Below are 14,001 nucleotides of genomic sequence, written 5' to 3'. Positions count from 1 at the left end.
ACGCCGCATGCGTCCGCGTTGACGCACCTCTATATGTTGCACTGCAACAAGAAGTCAAGTGCAGGTTTGGGGCGCGCCCGCGGGACCGGAAGCCCGATAAAATGCCGATTCGATGATCTCACGAAGTCGTCCGATCGTGGGCTCGGTCCGACAGCAGGTTGCGACCAAGCTGTGCCATTTACACAGTCAGCTAAGATTGCTGATCGCGGCGGCGACCCGCTTCGCAAAAAACTATCTCGCTGTCCAGGGCGGTGCGAACGGATCGTGAATTCTTCTGGTATGCCAAATATCCCGCACGCGCCAGGACCGTTATTCCAGGGCCAGCGCCGCGGGATGCTGCATCGCACCAGCCGCCGATTCGATCAGACGGGCGTAGAGCCCGCGGAGCGCCGCCGTGTGCGCGCCCAGGTCCATCGGCGCCGCTCGGGCGAGCCGGGCCGCCTCGGCTCCGAGCGCGTCCGCCAGGGCGTGGTCGCGGAGCGCCGTGAACGCCTCGGCGAGGGGCACGATCTCCGGCGCGACCACGAATCCGGTCCGGCCGTGCCGGACCTTCTCGGCGGCGCCGGAGCGGTCGGAGGCCACGACCGGGATGCCGGCCGCCAGCGCCTCGTAGACGGTGAGCGGCCCGGTCTCGTACCAGCGGGACGGCGCGGCGAGCGCCCGGGCGCGGGCCCGGAGCGTCGCCCAGACCGCTTCGGGCCGCTGCCATCCGATCACCTCCACGCCGTCCCGGGCGCGCAGCTCCGCCTCCAGGGGCCCGGCGCCGATGAACAGGGCCGGGAGCCCGGCGGCCCGGGCGGCGTCGGCCACGAGGTCGGCGCCCTTCTCGCGGGTGAGGCGACCCACGTAGGCGATCGCGTCGCCGCGGGCGGGCTCGGCCGTCGGGCCTTCGGGAAGCCGGACCGGATTGTCGACCCGGTGATGCGTCAGGGCGTAGCCGCCGAGGAGGGCGCCCAGCCGCTGCCGGCTGGCGTCGCAGACATGGACGACGTGGAGCGGGCGGTGCCGGCCCGCCCGGCCGACGGCCCGCCGCAGCGTCGCGGCGCGGGCGACGCGCACGGCCTTGTGCACCCGGCTGCGCGGGTCGCAGGGCGCCGCGAGGCACGCGGCCGACAGGGGCGCGAGCCCGCAGGGCTCGGCCCGGTCGAAGCGGTAGTAGACGCCGTTCGGGCAGGCCAGGGCGTAGTCGTGCAGCGTGACGACCAGCGGCACCCCGGTCCCCGACAGGACCGGGAAGATCGCCGGCGACAGGGTCCGGGTCCACTGATGCAGGTGGACGCAGTCCGGCGGCGCGGCGAGGCCGGCGAGGGCCGCGGCGAGGCGGCGGGCGGCGGCCGCGTGCCAGATCCCGGCAGCGGCGGCCCGCGCGGCGCCGAGCGACCAGATGTCGGGCAGGCCGAGCTCGATCCGGCGAATGCCGGCGTGGTCGAGGAGCGGGTCGACGGGACCGGGGATCGCCTGGATGTAGGTGACGGCGAGGCCGGCCTCGGCGAGGCCGCGGGCCGATTCCAGCGCCACCTTCTCGGCGCCGCCGCTGGCGGCCGCGAACTCGGCCAGGATCACGACGTGCATGGTGACCCTCCCGGGGATCGATCGGTCGCGCGCGCCGGGAGGATGGAGCAGACCGGTTTACGAGCGATCAACCGCGGCCGGATACAGGTGTCGGTCCCGGTTCGCAGCGGCGGAAGTCCTGACGTGCACGTCGTCCTCGTCGCAGACCACGCCGCGATCAACGGCGGCCAGGCCAAGGTCGCCATCGAATCCGCCCTGGGCCTCGCCGCCCGGGGGATCCGCGTCAGCCTGTTCGCCGCGGTCGGCCCGGTCGATCCGCGGCTGGAGCCGGCCGGCGTGCGGGTGGTCTGCCTGGATCAGGACGACGTGACCACGGCGCGCAGCAAGCTCGCCTTCGCGGCCCAGGCGATCTGGAACGGGCCGGCCTGCCGCGCCCTGGCGGCGGAACTCGCCGCCTGCGATCCCCGCGACACGCTGGTCCACGTCCACGCCTTCGCCAAGGCGCTGTCGCCGTCGATCGGCGCGGCGCTCCGGGCCTCCGGGCTGCCCTGCCTCTACACGATGCACGAGTTCTTCCTCGTCTGCCCGACCGGCGGCTTCTACGCCTACCCGGCGCAGCGGATCTGCCACCGCACCCCGATGTCGCCCGCCTGCATCGTGGCGAATTGCGACGCGCGCAGCTACCCGCGCAAGGTGGCCCGGATGGTCCGCCACGCCGGCCTCGCCCACGTGGCCCGGCTGCCGGAGCTGTTCGCCCACGTCGTCACGATCAGCGACCTGCAGGAGAGCGTCGTGCGGCCGCTCCTGCCCGGCGGCACCGCCTTCCACCGGGTCGACAACCCCATCGCGGTGGCGCGGGCGCCGGTCCACGACGGCCCGCCGGGCGACTTCCTGTTCGTCGGGCGGATCTCCACCGAGAAGGGCGCGCCGATCTTCGCCGAGGCGGCCCGGCGGGCGGGGGTGCGGGCGGCCTTCGTGGGCGACGGCCCCGAGCGGGCCGAGCTCGCCGCGCGCTATCCCGAGGCGGCGATGCTCGGCTGGCGCGACGCCGCGGCCGTGCAGGCGCTGATGCGGCGGACCCGGGCGCTGGTCTTCCCGAGCGTCTGGTACGAGGGCCAGCCGCTCACCGTCTACGAGGCGCTGGCCTGCGGCGCGCCGGTGATCGTGAGCGACGCCTGCGCGGGCCGCGAGGCGGTGGCCGACGGCGAGACCGGGTTCTGGTTCCGCTCGGGCGACCCGGACGATCTCGCCGCGCATCTGCGCCGCCTGACCGACGACGGCCTCGCGGCCCGGATGGGCCGGGCCGCCCACGAGCGCTACTGGGCCGCGCCCCTGACCCTGGACGCCCATCTCGACCGGCTCGAGGCCGTCTACGGGACGGTGCTGCGCGAGGCCGCCGCCCGCGCGCGGGCCCACGGCCCGCTCGGGCGGCCGCTCGCGACCGCCTGACTTCCCGACCCGCCAGATCGACGCGCGTCCCCGAAAGATCGGAAACACCCGCCCTTCCTCGCGTTGATGCGCACCGGCACCCTTGCGTGCCCCCGTCACGGACGAGCGAGCGACATGGCCGAGACCCACAAGCCGAACGAGACCAAGCCGGGCTTCCAGCAGGGCAGCGCCAAGCCGGGCGACGCCAAGAACCCCGACAACAAGCAGGAGAAGCTGAACGAGCGCCTGGACGACGCCCTGGAGGAGACCTTCCCGTCGAGCGACCCGGTCTCGGTGAAGATCACCAAGTAGGCCCGCGGAACCGGCGCGGGCCGGGCGGCGTCAGGCCGCCCGGTCGTCCGGGACCGTCGCCCGCGCGCGGTCGATCAGGCGGCGGGCCTCGGGGCCCGGGACCGCGCGGCTGAACAGGAAGCCCTGCACCTCGTCGTAGCCCTCCGCGCGGAGCATCGCGAGCTGCTCGGGGGTCTCGACGCCCTCGGCGGTGGTGGCGATGCCGAGGCTGGTGCCCAGGCTCGCCACCGCCCGCACGATCGCCGTGCAGTGGGTGTTCTCGCCGACCTGGCTCACGAAGGAGCGGTCGAGCTTGATCTTGTCGAACGGGAAGCTGCGCAGGTAGCTCAGGCTCGAATAGCCGGTCCCGAAATCGTCCATCGCGATCCGGATCCCCATGGCCCGCAACTCGTGCAGGGTCGCGAGATTGGCGGCGCTGTCGGCGAGGAGGACCGATTCGGTGATCTCCAGCTCCAGGCGCCGCGGGTCGAGCCCCGTGACGGCGAGCGCGCCCCGCACGGTCTCGACCAAGCTGCGGTTGCGGAACTGGATCGGCGACAGGTTCACGGCGAGCCGGATCGTCTCCGGCCACGCCGTCGCCTCGGCGAAGGCGGTCTGCATCACCCAGGCGCCGATCGGCACGATCAGGCCGGTCTCCTCGGCGAGCGGCACGAACTCGGCCGGCGAGACCGGGCCGTGCTCCGGGTGGTGCCAGCGCAGCAGCGCCTCGAAGGCCAGGATCCGGTCAGAGCGGGCATCCATCAGCGGCTGGTAGACCAGCGAGAACTGGCCGCGGGCGAAGGCCTCGCGCAGCTCGTTCTCGCGCCGCCGCCGCGCCTGCACCCAGGCATCCATCTCCGGCTCGAAGCACCGGAAGGTGCTGCCGCCCTCGGCCTTCGCCCGGTACAGGGCGAGGTCGGCGTTCTTCATCAGCGTCTCGGGATCGGTGCCGTCCCGGGGCAGGCAGGCGACGCCGATGCTGGTGCCGATGTGGCAATCCTGGCCCTCCAGGCGGAAGGGCCGGCCGAGCTCGGCGATCACCCGGGCGATCAGCCCGTCGGCCAGCGCCGGGAGATCCATCCCGCGCACCAGGATGGCGAACTCGTCGCCGCCGAGCCGGGCCACGAGGTCGTCCTTGCGCAGGCAGCCGGCGATCCGCTCGGCCGCCTCGCGCAGCAGCGCGTCGCCGACCGGGTGGCCCAGCGTGTCGTTGACGATCTTGAACTTGTCGAGGTCGAGGCAGAGCAGCACCGCCTCCTCGCCGTCCCGGGCGTGGCGGGCGATCGCCTCGCCGAGGCGGTCCCGGAACAGCACGCGGTTCGGCAGCCCGGTGAGGGCGTCGTGGTGGGCCATGTGGGCGATGCGGGCCTCGGCCCGGCGCCGCTCGGTCATGTCGATGGCGGCCTCGAGCACGGCCTGCCGCCCCTCGAACGGCATCGCCCTCTGGAACAGGGAGACCTCGATCGCCGAGCCGTCGGCGCGACGGTGGAGCGAGCCGGCGGCGGGCAGGCCGAGCTCGGTCGCCTCCTCGGCCGCGATGGCGAGGTCGGCCGGCGCCCGGCTCAGGAACTGCTCGCGGCTGTAGCCGTAATGGGCGACGGCGGCGTCGTTCACCGCCAGGAAGCGGTCGCGCGCGTCGGCCACCACCCACATCGGCACCGGGTTGTTCTCGAACAGGAGCCGGAACGAGGCCTCCCGGGCCTTGATGTCGCCGACATCCGTCATGGTGACCGAGAGAAGATCGCCGACGCAGCCCGCCTCGACCTTGAGGTAGAGCGTGCCGCCGTCGGACCGGGGGCGGCTCAGCTCGAAGGCCGAGCGCCCGCCCCGCTCGACCATGGCGGCGAGCGTCGCGATCGTCCGCGCGGTGATCGCCCCGGGGAAGAGCTGGCCCACGCGCTGCCATTGCAGGGCGGCGGCGGGGCGCTCCAGCAGGCGCTCGGCGCCGCGGTTGAGGGCGACGATCTTGAAATCGATCGGGCGGCCCGCGGCGTCCCGGATCGTGCTGAGGGCCAGGATGCCCTGGTCGGTGGCGGTGAACATCGCCTGGACCAGCTCGGTCCGCACGCTCGCCCCGTCGAACCCGATCAGCACGAACGGCTCGCCCCAGCGGTTGCCCAGGGGCACGCCGACCAGGCGGGTCGAGGTCACGACCCCGGCGGCGAGGCGATCGCACCGGCCGTAGGCCGGCTGGCCGGACGCGAGGGCGGACGCGACCATCTCGTCGACGGGCTCGCGCAGCTCGATCGCGAGCGCGTCGACCGGGAGGGTCTCGGCCGACGGCCCCTCCGCGCCTTCGGCACCCTGCGCGAGCCAGGCGCCGAAGGCCTGGCCCGCCCAGAGGATCCGGGCGGCGCGCCCGGCGCGGGTCGTCACCAGGGCGGCCCGGTCGGCGAGGCGGCCGAGGCTCCCGAGAACGACGGCCTCGTAGGACGGGATCGGCGCCCCCGGCGTCCGGCAATCCTGCCAGTGCCGGAGGAGGTTCTTGCCTGTCTGACCGTCGTCGTGCTGCGCGCTCACCGAGCCGCCCCAGTTGTTCACCGGGGGCCAGGAAGCGGGGACTTCGTTTAAGCCGGGTTCATGAGCCGACTTATAATCCCATGTTACGTACTATTCCCCAGTTTTAGCCGAGTCTTCAGGCGGATTCGAGCAGCCGGCGGGCGATCACCTGGGCCTGGATCTCCGCGGCGCCCTCGAAGATCGAGAGGATGCGCGCGTCGCACAGGATCCGGCTGACCGGGTACTCGAGCGCGAAGCCGTTGCCGCCGTGGATCTGGAGGGCGTTGTCGGCCGCCGCCCAGGCGACGCGGGCGCCGAGCAGCTTCGCCATCCCGGCCTCCAGGTCGCAGCGCTTGCCCTCGTCCTTCTCGCGGGCCGAGAAGTAGGTGAGCTGGCGGGCGATGTTGATCTCCACCGCCATCATGGCGAGCTTGTCGGCCACCCGCGGGAAATTCACCAGCGCCTTGCCGAACTGGACCCGCTCCTCGGCGTAGCGCAGGCCGACATCGAGGGCCGACTGGGCGACGCCGATGGCGCGCGCTGCGGTCTGGATGCGGGCCGACTCGAAGGTCTGCATCAGCTGGGCGAAGCCCTTGCCCTCGACCTCGCCCAGCAGGTTGCCGCCCGGCACCGCGAAGCCCTCGAAGGCGAGCTCGTACTCCTTCATGCCGCGGTAGCCGAGCACCTCGATCTCGCCGCCCGACAGGCCCTGGACCGGGAACGGGTCCTCGTCGGTGCCGCGCGGCTTCTCGGCGATCAGCATGGAGAGGCCCTTGTGGCCCTTCTCCTCGGGCTTGGTGCGGACGAGCACCGTCATGATGTCGGCGCGGACCGGGTGGGTGATCCAGGTCTTGTTGCCGGTGATCTTCCAGACGTCGCCCTCCTTCACCGCGCGGGTGCGCAGGCTCGCGAGGTCGGAGCCGGTATTGGGCTCGGTGAAGACGGCCGTCGGAAGAATGTCGCCGCTGGCGATCTTCGGCAGGAAGCGCTGCTTCTGCTCCTCGGTGCCGCCGCACAGGATCAGCTCCGCGGCGATCTCCGAGCGGGTGCCGAGCGAGCCGACGCCGATATAGGCCCGGGACAGTTCCTCCGAGACCACGCACATGGCGGTCTTCGGCAGGCCCATGCCGCCGTACTCCTCGGGAATCGTCAGGCCGAAGACGCCGAGCTCGGCCATCTTCTGCACGATCTCCATCGGGATGTAGGCGTTCTTCAGGTGCCACTCGTGCGCCTGATCGACCACCTCGGCCTTGCCGAAGCGGCGCATCTCGGAGCGGATCGCCTCCATGTCCTCGTCGAGGCCCGAAGCGCCGACGGTCGCCGAGCCGCCGCCGTCGCGCATCAGCGCCACCAGGGCGGCGCGGTTCTCGGGGGTGTTGCCCTCGGCGATCAGGGTCTCGACCGCGTCCGTGCGGTACTGGGCCACCTCCTTGGCGGAGAGGCCGAGCGACCCGGTCAGGCGGACCATCTCGCCCTGACTCATCGGGATGCCGGAGAAGAGCTGGTCGAGATACTCGCCGGCGCCGATCCGGACGAGGAGCGCCTCGATCTCGCCGAACCGGCCCTCGGCCTGGAGTCGCTCGGCGTAGCCGCCGAGCTCGCTCACCGCCTCCGCGTAGGTCGCGAGCCAGGCGAGCCCGTGGGCGGCGTGCTGCTGGCCCTCGAGCTTGGCCGCGTCGATCCGCCCGTCCGTCCCGAGGATCCGCGTGCGGACCCGGCGCGTGGCCTCGGCGGCCAGCGCTTTCGCGCTCTCACCGGCGGCCTTGGTCAGGGACACGAGATCCTGCGGCTCGGTCTGGATGGCGGGGGATGCGGACATGGTTTTCTGCTCGCGTGGCGTCTTCTTGGATCGGGTCTTTTAACCTGTCGCGGTCCGGAGCCGAAGCAGATTTCGTTTGGCTCGTCTTGAACTCAAGTTGAATACCGGGGCTGGCGGGCCGACGCGCGGCCGCGCGAAGTCAAGGCCGGACCGGCGCGCCGACGCGCGACGGCCCGGACACTGATGATCGTGCCTCCAGCCCGCCGAAAGCTGTTCGCGAGACGGCGTCGGCTCAGCGCCTCTGCTCGCACCGGGTCTTCAGGTAGGACCCGTCCTCGCCCTTGAAGCCGGCATTGGCCGCCAGGACCGGCCCCTGGACGAGGCATTCCTGGAGCGTGTGGGCCGGGCCGGTGACCACGTCGATGGCGGTCTCGCGCGAGCAGTCCGGCGCCTGGACGGAGGCGGCGCAGATGAGGGCGACGACGATGATCTGGTTCATGGGGCCTCCCGGCGGGCCCGGCTCTCGAGACGGCGGGCGTCTACCGAAAGAGGGACCGCCGGACCTGGTTCCACCGGCCCGGCCGCGCTGATGTCGCGCTGCTGTCGCGCCGCGGCATCACACCAGGGCGGCGAGATCGGCGCCGGCCTCGATCTGGTCGGGGCCGGGCACGCGGCCCTCGCCCAGCAGGTGGAGGAACGCCGTGAAGGCCGGGTTGCGGCCGATGCTGCAGGCCGCCACCGCGCGGTTCTCGCGGACGTAGTAGGCGATGAAGTCGAGCGCCGCCGGGTCGCCCTGCAGGATGATCCGCTCGAAATCCGGCGCGTAGCCGCCGTAATCCAGGCGCTTGTCGCCCTGGTTGCTCCAGAAGAACGGCGCGCCCGCGAAGACGCCGGTGGCGCCGAGCATCGCCCGGGCGACGTGCGTGCCGTGCTGCTGCGCCAGCCGCCAGTGCTCGATCCGCGCCGTGATGCCGCTGGCGCGCTCCGGGAAGGACGCGATGTCGCCCGCGACCCAGACATTGTCGGCGAGCCTCAGGTCGGCGCCGACCGGGAGGCCGCCGGCCTCGTCCGGCTCCACCCCGGCGACGATCCCGGTCTCCGGCGCGGCGCCGGCGCCGATCAGCACGAGGTCGGCCGGGAGCCGCGCGCCGTCCTCGGTCTCGACGGCCTCGACCGACCCGGTTCCGGCGATCCGCGCGACCGTGCCGGTCACGAAGGTCACGCCGTTGCCGGCGTGGTAGCGCTTCAGCGCCGCGCCCACGGCCTCGCCGAAGCGCTTGGCGAAGGGGATCTCCTCCCGGGACAGGACCGTCACCGACAGGCCGCGCTTGGTCAGGAAGGCCGCCGCCTCCAGGCCGATGAAGCCCGCGCCGATCACCACGACGCGCGTCGCCCGCTCCGCCGCGGCGCTGAGCCGCACCGCGTCGTCGAGGCTGCGCAGGGTCATCACGCCGTCGCGGTCCTTTCCCTCGAGATCCGGCACCACGGCGCGGCTGCCGGTGGCGATCAGCAGCGCGTCGCCGGTGAGCGTGCGCCCGTCCGCCAGCGCGACGCTGCGGCCGGCCGGATCGACCCGCGTCGCCTCGGCCACGACCCGCTCGACGCGGTGGGCGGCCGCGAAGTCCGGCTCCAGCAGAGTCTTCTCCGCGGGCGTCGGCTTGGCCAGGAACTGCTTGGACAGCTTGGTCCGGTCGTAGGGCGGGTGGCCCTCGCGGCCGACCATCGTGATGGTCCCCGCGAACCCGTCGCGCCGGAGGGTGGTGATGCAGGCCACGGCCGCCGCGCCGGTGCCGACGATCAGGACCGTCCCGACCGGGGCCTCGGCCCGCCGCGCCGGGACCGGCTCGGGGGTCAGCGTCGCCACCGCCTCGCCGCCCTCGATCCGGACGGGATAGCGGGTGAGCGCCTCGAGTGCCGGCGGCTCCTCCAGGCCGCCGTCGGCGACCGCGAAGGCCGCCTTGTGCCAGGGGCAGTAGAGCCGGCCGCCGCAGATCTCGCCCTTGGCCAGCGGCGCCCCGAGATGCGGGCACTTCGCCTGGAACGCGCGCACGCCGTCGGCGTCGCGCACGAACAGCACCGCGTCGTCGCCGGCCTTGCCCTCGGCCTTGCCGCCGAGGGGGATCGCGTCGAGGGCGAGGCGAACCTCGCGGGGCTTGTCCTGGTTCATCCTCGCCTCGCGCGGTGCCGGCCCGGGCCGAGCCGGCCCGCGCGCACCAAACCGCGAGGGCGCGAAGGGTTTCCGCGCCTTCCGTCGCAGGGGCGGCGGCCTCAGCGGCGGCCTCAGCCGCGACTCGCCACCGCCACGCCGAGGGCGGCGAGCGCCATGCCGGCGCCCTGCACCGGGGTCAGAACCTCGCCGAACAGCAGGTAGCCGAGCACGGCCGCGACCGGCGGCACGAGGAAGAACAGGGCGGCGACGCCCGCCACCGCCCCCCGCCGGATCAGCACCAGCAGCAGCAGGATCCCCGCGACCGAGTTGACCAGGACCGCCCAGCCGAGGCCGAGCCACAGGGCCGGCGCCGGGTCGAACGCGGTGCCGCCGAAGGCGAGCGCCAGCGGGATGGCGCAGGCCATGCCGCCGACGAACTGGAGGGTCGCGCCGGCCAGGAGATCGACCCGGCCGCCGGTGCGCTTCTGCCAGAGCGTGCCGAGGGTCAGCGCCAGCACCCCCAGGAGGCTGACGGCCAGCGCCGCCGGCGGGATCCCGGACGGGTCCGTGGCGCCGAGCTTCGGGGCGAGCACGAGGCCCGTGCCGACGAAGCCCATGAGGATCCCGAGCGCGCGCCGGCCGCTGACCCGCTCGCCCAGCAGCGGCTGCGCCAGGAGCGCGGTGAGCAGCGGCTGGAGGCTGCCGACGAGGGCCGCGATGCCGGCCGGCAGCCCGTGGCTCACCGCCCAGAAGACGCCCGACAGGTAGACCCCCTGCATCAGGAAGCCCGCGATGACCGGGTCGCGCCATCCTGCCCGGTCCCCCGGCCAGCGCACCCGGGCGGCCGCGGCGATCAGCGCCAACACCAGGGCGACGGCGGTGAAGCGGACGGCCGTGAAGGCGAGCGGATCGACGTGCGGCACCACCGCCCGGGCCGAGATGAAGCCCGTGGCCCAGATCGGGATGAACAGCGCCGGAAGGGCGCCGGACGCGAGCGTCGACGGGCGTGGGAGCATCGGCATGGCCGCCGGACGGAGCATGCCGGCGCGCCTGGCGCAACGGTGATCTCTCCGGCCGGGCGAGGCGCGGCTATGGCGCGGCTATGGCGCGGCTATGGCGCGGGCAGGGCGCGGCCACGGCCGGCGCCGGCGTGGCGCGGACGCGTCACCGGCCGCCGATCGGGACCGGAGCGGGCCGGCGGCGTTGACGCGCGGGTGCCGGCGCCGTTCATCGGCGGGCCTCTCCCCGAGAGGATCGCCCCGAGGATCGCGCGATCGAGGATGGTTGGACACCCGTGAAACCTCTCCGCAGCGGATTACAGGTCATGGGCGTCGCCGCGCAGCGCTTCGTCTCCCACGACGGCTGGGCGATCGCGAGCCACATCGCGCTCTCGAGCCTGACCTCGCTGTTCCCGTTCCTGATCCTGCTGGCGGCGCTGGCCGGCCTGTTCGGCACGCAGTCGCTGGCCGACGAGGCCGGGGTGCTGATCTTCGACGCGTGGCCGCGGGAGATCGCCAAGCCGATCGTCGGCGAGGTCCACCGGGTGCTCACCGAGCAGCGCAGCGGCGTGCTGACGCTCGGCGCGCTGTTCGCCCTGTACTTCTCCTCCTCGGGCGTCGAGAGCCTGCGGGTCGGGCTGAACCGGGCCTACGGCCTGCGCGAGAGCCGGCCCTGGTGGCTGACCCGCCTCGAATCGATCGGCTACGTGATCTGCGGCGCCTTCGCGATGCTCGCCTTCGCGCTGCTCGTGGTGCTGGGGCCGCTGATCTGGCGCAACGTCGTCCTGGTGGCGCCCGGTCTGGAGCCCCTGAGCCTGACGGTGGCGATCGGCCGGATCGCCGTCACGGCCCTGCTGCTCGCGGTCGTGCTGGTCATCGCCCACAAGTTCGTTGCGGCCGGGCGGCGCTCGATCCTGTCGGTGCTGCCGGGGATCGGGGTGACGCTGGTCCTGTGGTTCTTCGCCGGCCTCGGCTTCGGCTACTACCTCGACCGGTTCTCCAACGCCTACGCGTCGACCTACGGGGGGCTGGCCACCGCGATGGTGTTCCTGGTCTTCCTCTACTGGCTCGCCGCCATGTTCCTGTTCGGCGGCGAGATCAACGGCACGGTCATCGCCGCCCGCCGCAGCCGCCTGCAGGCGAAGATGCTGGCGCGCCGGGCCGAGATGGAGGGCCGGAGGGCCGGAACGGGTGCCTCGGGGTCGGGCGCCTGATCCCGAGGGATGCCGGCCCTCACCCGCGCCCGCGCGGGAACAGGAGCGGGGCTCCGCGCGCGATCCCGGCGACGCGGTGCGCCCGGCGGCGGCGCGTCCTCACGCCGCCAGCGCCAGCCCCTCCTCGGCATCCGCCTCGGTCGCCATGAACTGCGCCCGGGCGAGCTCGGCGAAGCGGCCGCCCTCGGCCACCAGCTGGTCGAAGGTCCCGGCCTCGACGATCCGGCCCTCGTGGAACACCAGGATCCGGTCGGCGTCGCGGATCGTCGCGAGGCGGTGGGCGATCACGAAGGTGGTCCGCCCCTCCATCACGGTCTCCAAGGCGCCCTGGAGCTTGCGCTCGGTGGCGGCGTCCAGCGCCGAGGTCGCCTCGTCGAGGATCAGGATCGGCGGGTTCTTCAGGAGCGCCCGGGCGATCGAGAGCCGCTGGCGCTCGCCGCCCGAGAGCGACCGGCCGCGCTCGCCGATCACCGTGTCGAGCCCGGCGGGCTGGCGCGCCATGAAGGCGCTGGCCTGGGCCCGCTCCAGGGCGTCGAGCATCTCGGCGTCCGTGGCGTCGGGGCAGCCGACCTGCAGGTTCTCGCGGATCGAGCGGGCGAACAGCATCGGCTCCTGGAACACCACGCCGATGTTGTGGCGCAGCGAGGCGAGGCCGACGTCGCGGATGTCCATCCCGTCGATCCGGATCGAACCGGCGGCCGGGTCGAAACTGCGGTGCAGGAGGCCGAGCGTCGTCGACTTGCCCGAGCCGGTGGTGCCGACGAGCGCGATCGTCTCGCCGGGCTTGGCGGTGAACGAGACGCCGTCGAGCGCCTGGCGCCTTCCGTCGTACGAGAAGGCGACGTCGTCGAAGGTGACCGCGCCCTCGAACCGGGCGACCTGCCGGGCGTGCGGCCGGTCGGCCACCGCCGGGACGGTGTCGTAGATCTCGAAGAACTCGGCGATCTTCGGGGCCTGCTGGAACAGGCCGTTGACGAAGCCGACCACGTGGTCGAGCCGGGCCACGAAGGCGGTGGCGAGGCTCATGAAGGCCACGACCTCGCCCACCGTGGTGGTGCCGGCCTGGTAGAGCCAGATGCCGGTGACGAAGATCGCCGTCATGGTGATGGTCGCCGACGCCCGGGTCGCCACGTTCGCCAGCGCCCACCAGGACAGGACCGGGATCTGCGCGGCGAGCAGGTTGGTGATGATGCCGCGCATCGCCTCCTTCTCGGCCTTGGCGCGGGTGAAGGACTGGATCACCGCGACGTTGCCGAGCGCGTCGGAGGCGTGGGCGGCGAGCCCCGAGTTGAACGCCTCGACCTGCCCCTGCAGCGTCTCGGTCCGGCGCATCACGAAGGTGGTCAGCGCCGTGAAGGCCAGCACCAGCACCACCAGGATCGAGCCGAGCTGCCAGTTGATGAACAGGGTCATCGGCAGGAGCACGCCGAGCGAGACCAGGGCGACGAGGTGGTCGCGGAAGAAGCCGAGCCACAGCCACGCCATGCCGTTCGTGCCCTCCAGCATCGCCTTCAGGACGCGGCCGGAATGGTTGGCCGAGTGGAAGGCGAGCGGCAGGTCGAGGACGTGCTCGAAGTAGCTCGCCATCGACGACAGGCGGTTGCGATGCGCGAGCCGGTCGGCGTGGAGCGCGATGAACACGCCCGCCGCGATGGTGAAGAAGCCGAACGCCACCCAGGCGGCGAGCAGGGGCAGCATGGTGCCCATGGCGTCGCCGCCGCGCTTGAGATGGGTCAGCTGGTCGATGATCCGGCCCATCAGCAGGGGCTCGGCGAAGGCCGCGATCGCCAGGACCACGTTGGTGACGGCCAAGCCTATGGCCAGCCGCCGCTCCGCCTTCAGAAATCCCAGGACCCGCCCGTACAGACGAACCATCGTACCGCTCCGCCACCCCTGGCGCGGCCCGTGTGACCCGGGTCTCACGCCTTCACAGAGGAGATCCGCGCGGCCGGCATAAGCGCCAGATCCGAGTCAAACCCCTCGTACGAAACGGGTATGCCAGCGCCTGCCTGAACGGGCGATGACGGGCCGATACAGGTTCGAAACAGTCGCCCGCACCGTTGCTTCAGCAAAGTTTCCCGAAGGTTGACGCGGACCCCTCGCGTCCCGGCTGCGAGGGCGGTGCCGCTCCACCCGGAGAGCCCGCCGGAT

10 protein-coding genes are annotated in these 14,001 nt (G+C 72.9%); 3 read left to right on the top strand and 7 right to left on the bottom strand.

The window, feature by feature from the left end; all coding sequences use genetic code 11:
• Window positions 1-309: 309 nt before the first annotated feature.
• Complete coding sequence (locus tag J3A75_RS28715; protein ID WP_071000139.1) at window positions 310-1,572, bottom strand: glycosyltransferase; 1,263 nt, start codon at window positions 1,570-1,572, stop codon at window positions 310-312.
• 123 nt (window positions 1,573-1,695) lie between these two features.
• Here J3A75_RS28715 and J3A75_RS28710 point away from each other — a divergent pair, with 123 nt between their 5' ends.
• The gene (locus tag J3A75_RS28710; protein ID WP_024828832.1) at window positions 1,696-2,961 is read left to right on the top strand and encodes a glycosyltransferase family 4 protein; all 1,266 of its coding nucleotides are present in this window, start codon (window positions 1,696-1,698) and stop codon (window positions 2,959-2,961) included.
• 114 nt (window positions 2,962-3,075) lie between these two features.
• A complete protein-coding gene (locus tag J3A75_RS28705) occupies window positions 3,076-3,252 on the top strand; it encodes a hypothetical protein (protein ID WP_012321273.1) in 177 nt (58 codons plus the stop codon).
• A 30-nt stretch (window positions 3,253-3,282) separates the two neighbouring features.
• Here J3A75_RS28705 and J3A75_RS28700 read toward each other — a convergent pair whose 3' ends face one another.
• The 5 genes from J3A75_RS28700 to J3A75_RS28680 form a co-directional block, all read right to left on the bottom strand.
• Window positions 3,283-5,772: a putative bifunctional diguanylate cyclase/phosphodiesterase gene (locus J3A75_RS28700; RefSeq protein WP_024828833.1), complete on the bottom strand. Its 2,490-nt coding sequence runs from the start codon at window positions 5,770-5,772 to the stop codon at window positions 3,283-3,285.
• 94 nt (window positions 5,773-5,866) lie between these two features.
• Window positions 5,867-7,549 (bottom strand): acyl-CoA dehydrogenase family protein, encoded by a 1,683-nt coding sequence (locus J3A75_RS28695; RefSeq protein ID WP_029358655.1) that lies wholly within the window; start codon window positions 7,547-7,549, stop codon window positions 5,867-5,869.
• 232 nt (window positions 7,550-7,781) lie between these two features.
• The gene (locus J3A75_RS28690) at window positions 7,782-7,988 is read right to left on the bottom strand and encodes a hypothetical protein (protein ID WP_012321270.1); all 207 of its coding nucleotides are present in this window, start codon (window positions 7,986-7,988) and stop codon (window positions 7,782-7,784) included.
• A 117-nt stretch (window positions 7,989-8,105) separates the two neighbouring features.
• Window positions 8,106-9,656: an FAD-dependent oxidoreductase gene (locus J3A75_RS28685; protein WP_012321269.1), complete on the bottom strand. Its 1,551-nt coding sequence runs from the start codon at window positions 9,654-9,656 to the stop codon at window positions 8,106-8,108.
• Window positions 9,657-9,769: 113 nt separating this feature from the next.
• Window positions 9,770-10,678: a DMT family transporter gene (locus tag J3A75_RS28680; RefSeq protein ID WP_012321268.1), complete on the bottom strand. Its 909-nt coding sequence runs from the start codon at window positions 10,676-10,678 to the stop codon at window positions 9,770-9,772.
• Window positions 10,679-10,962: 284 nt separating this feature from the next.
• On the opposite strand from J3A75_RS28680, the gene J3A75_RS28675 reads away from it, so the two are divergent.
• Window positions 10,963-11,850 carry a YihY/virulence factor BrkB family protein gene (locus tag J3A75_RS28675; RefSeq protein WP_012321267.1) on the top strand — a complete coding sequence of 296 codons (888 nt, stop codon included), beginning with the start codon at window positions 10,963-10,965 and terminating at the stop codon, window positions 11,848-11,850.
• Window positions 11,851-11,949: 99 nt separating this feature from the next.
• On the opposite strand, the gene J3A75_RS28670 is transcribed toward J3A75_RS28675, so the two are convergent.
• A complete protein-coding gene (locus J3A75_RS28670) occupies window positions 11,950-13,725 on the bottom strand; it encodes a glucan ABC transporter ATP-binding protein/ permease (RefSeq protein WP_012321266.1) in 1,776 nt (591 codons plus the stop codon).
• Window positions 13,726-14,001 lie beyond the last annotated feature (276 nt).

Origin of the sequence: Methylobacterium sp. PvP105 (assembly GCF_017876975.1) — a bacterium.
GTDB classification, from domain to species: Bacteria; Pseudomonadota; Alphaproteobacteria; order Rhizobiales; family Beijerinckiaceae; genus Methylobacterium; species Methylobacterium radiotolerans.
The sequence above is the reverse complement of the archived record's forward strand: the minus strand, read 5'-3'. Positions and strand labels throughout refer to the sequence as shown.

What these genes read in the sequence shown, in the direction of transcription:
- J3A75_RS28715 (WP_071000139.1), bottom strand. Translation starts at nt 1,572, where the DNA reads ATGCACGTCGTGATCCTGGCCGAGTTCGCGGCCGCCAGCGGCGGCGCC.
- J3A75_RS28705 (WP_012321273.1), top strand. Translation starts at nt 3,076, where the DNA reads ATGGCCGAGACCCACAAGCCGAACGAGACCAAGCCGGGCTTCCAGCAG.
- J3A75_RS28695 (WP_029358655.1), bottom strand. Translation starts at nt 7,549, where the DNA reads ATGTCCGCATCCCCCGCCATCCAGACCGAGCCGCAGGATCTCGTGTCC.
- J3A75_RS28690 (WP_012321270.1), bottom strand. Translation starts at nt 7,988, where the DNA reads ATGAACCAGATCATCGTCGTCGCCCTCATCTGCGCCGCCTCCGTCCAG.
- J3A75_RS28685 (WP_012321269.1), bottom strand. Translation starts at nt 9,656, where the DNA reads ATGAACCAGGACAAGCCCCGCGAGGTTCGCCTCGCCCTCGACGCGATC.
- J3A75_RS28680 (WP_012321268.1), bottom strand. Translation starts at nt 10,678, where the DNA reads ATGCTCCGTCCGGCGGCCATGCCGATGCTCCCACGCCCGTCGACGCTC.
- J3A75_RS28675 (WP_012321267.1), top strand. Translation starts at nt 10,963, where the DNA reads ATGGGCGTCGCCGCGCAGCGCTTCGTCTCCCACGACGGCTGGGCGATC.
- J3A75_RS28670 (WP_012321266.1), bottom strand. Translation starts at nt 13,725, where the DNA reads ATGGTTCGTCTGTACGGGCGGGTCCTGGGATTTCTGAAGGCGGAGCGG.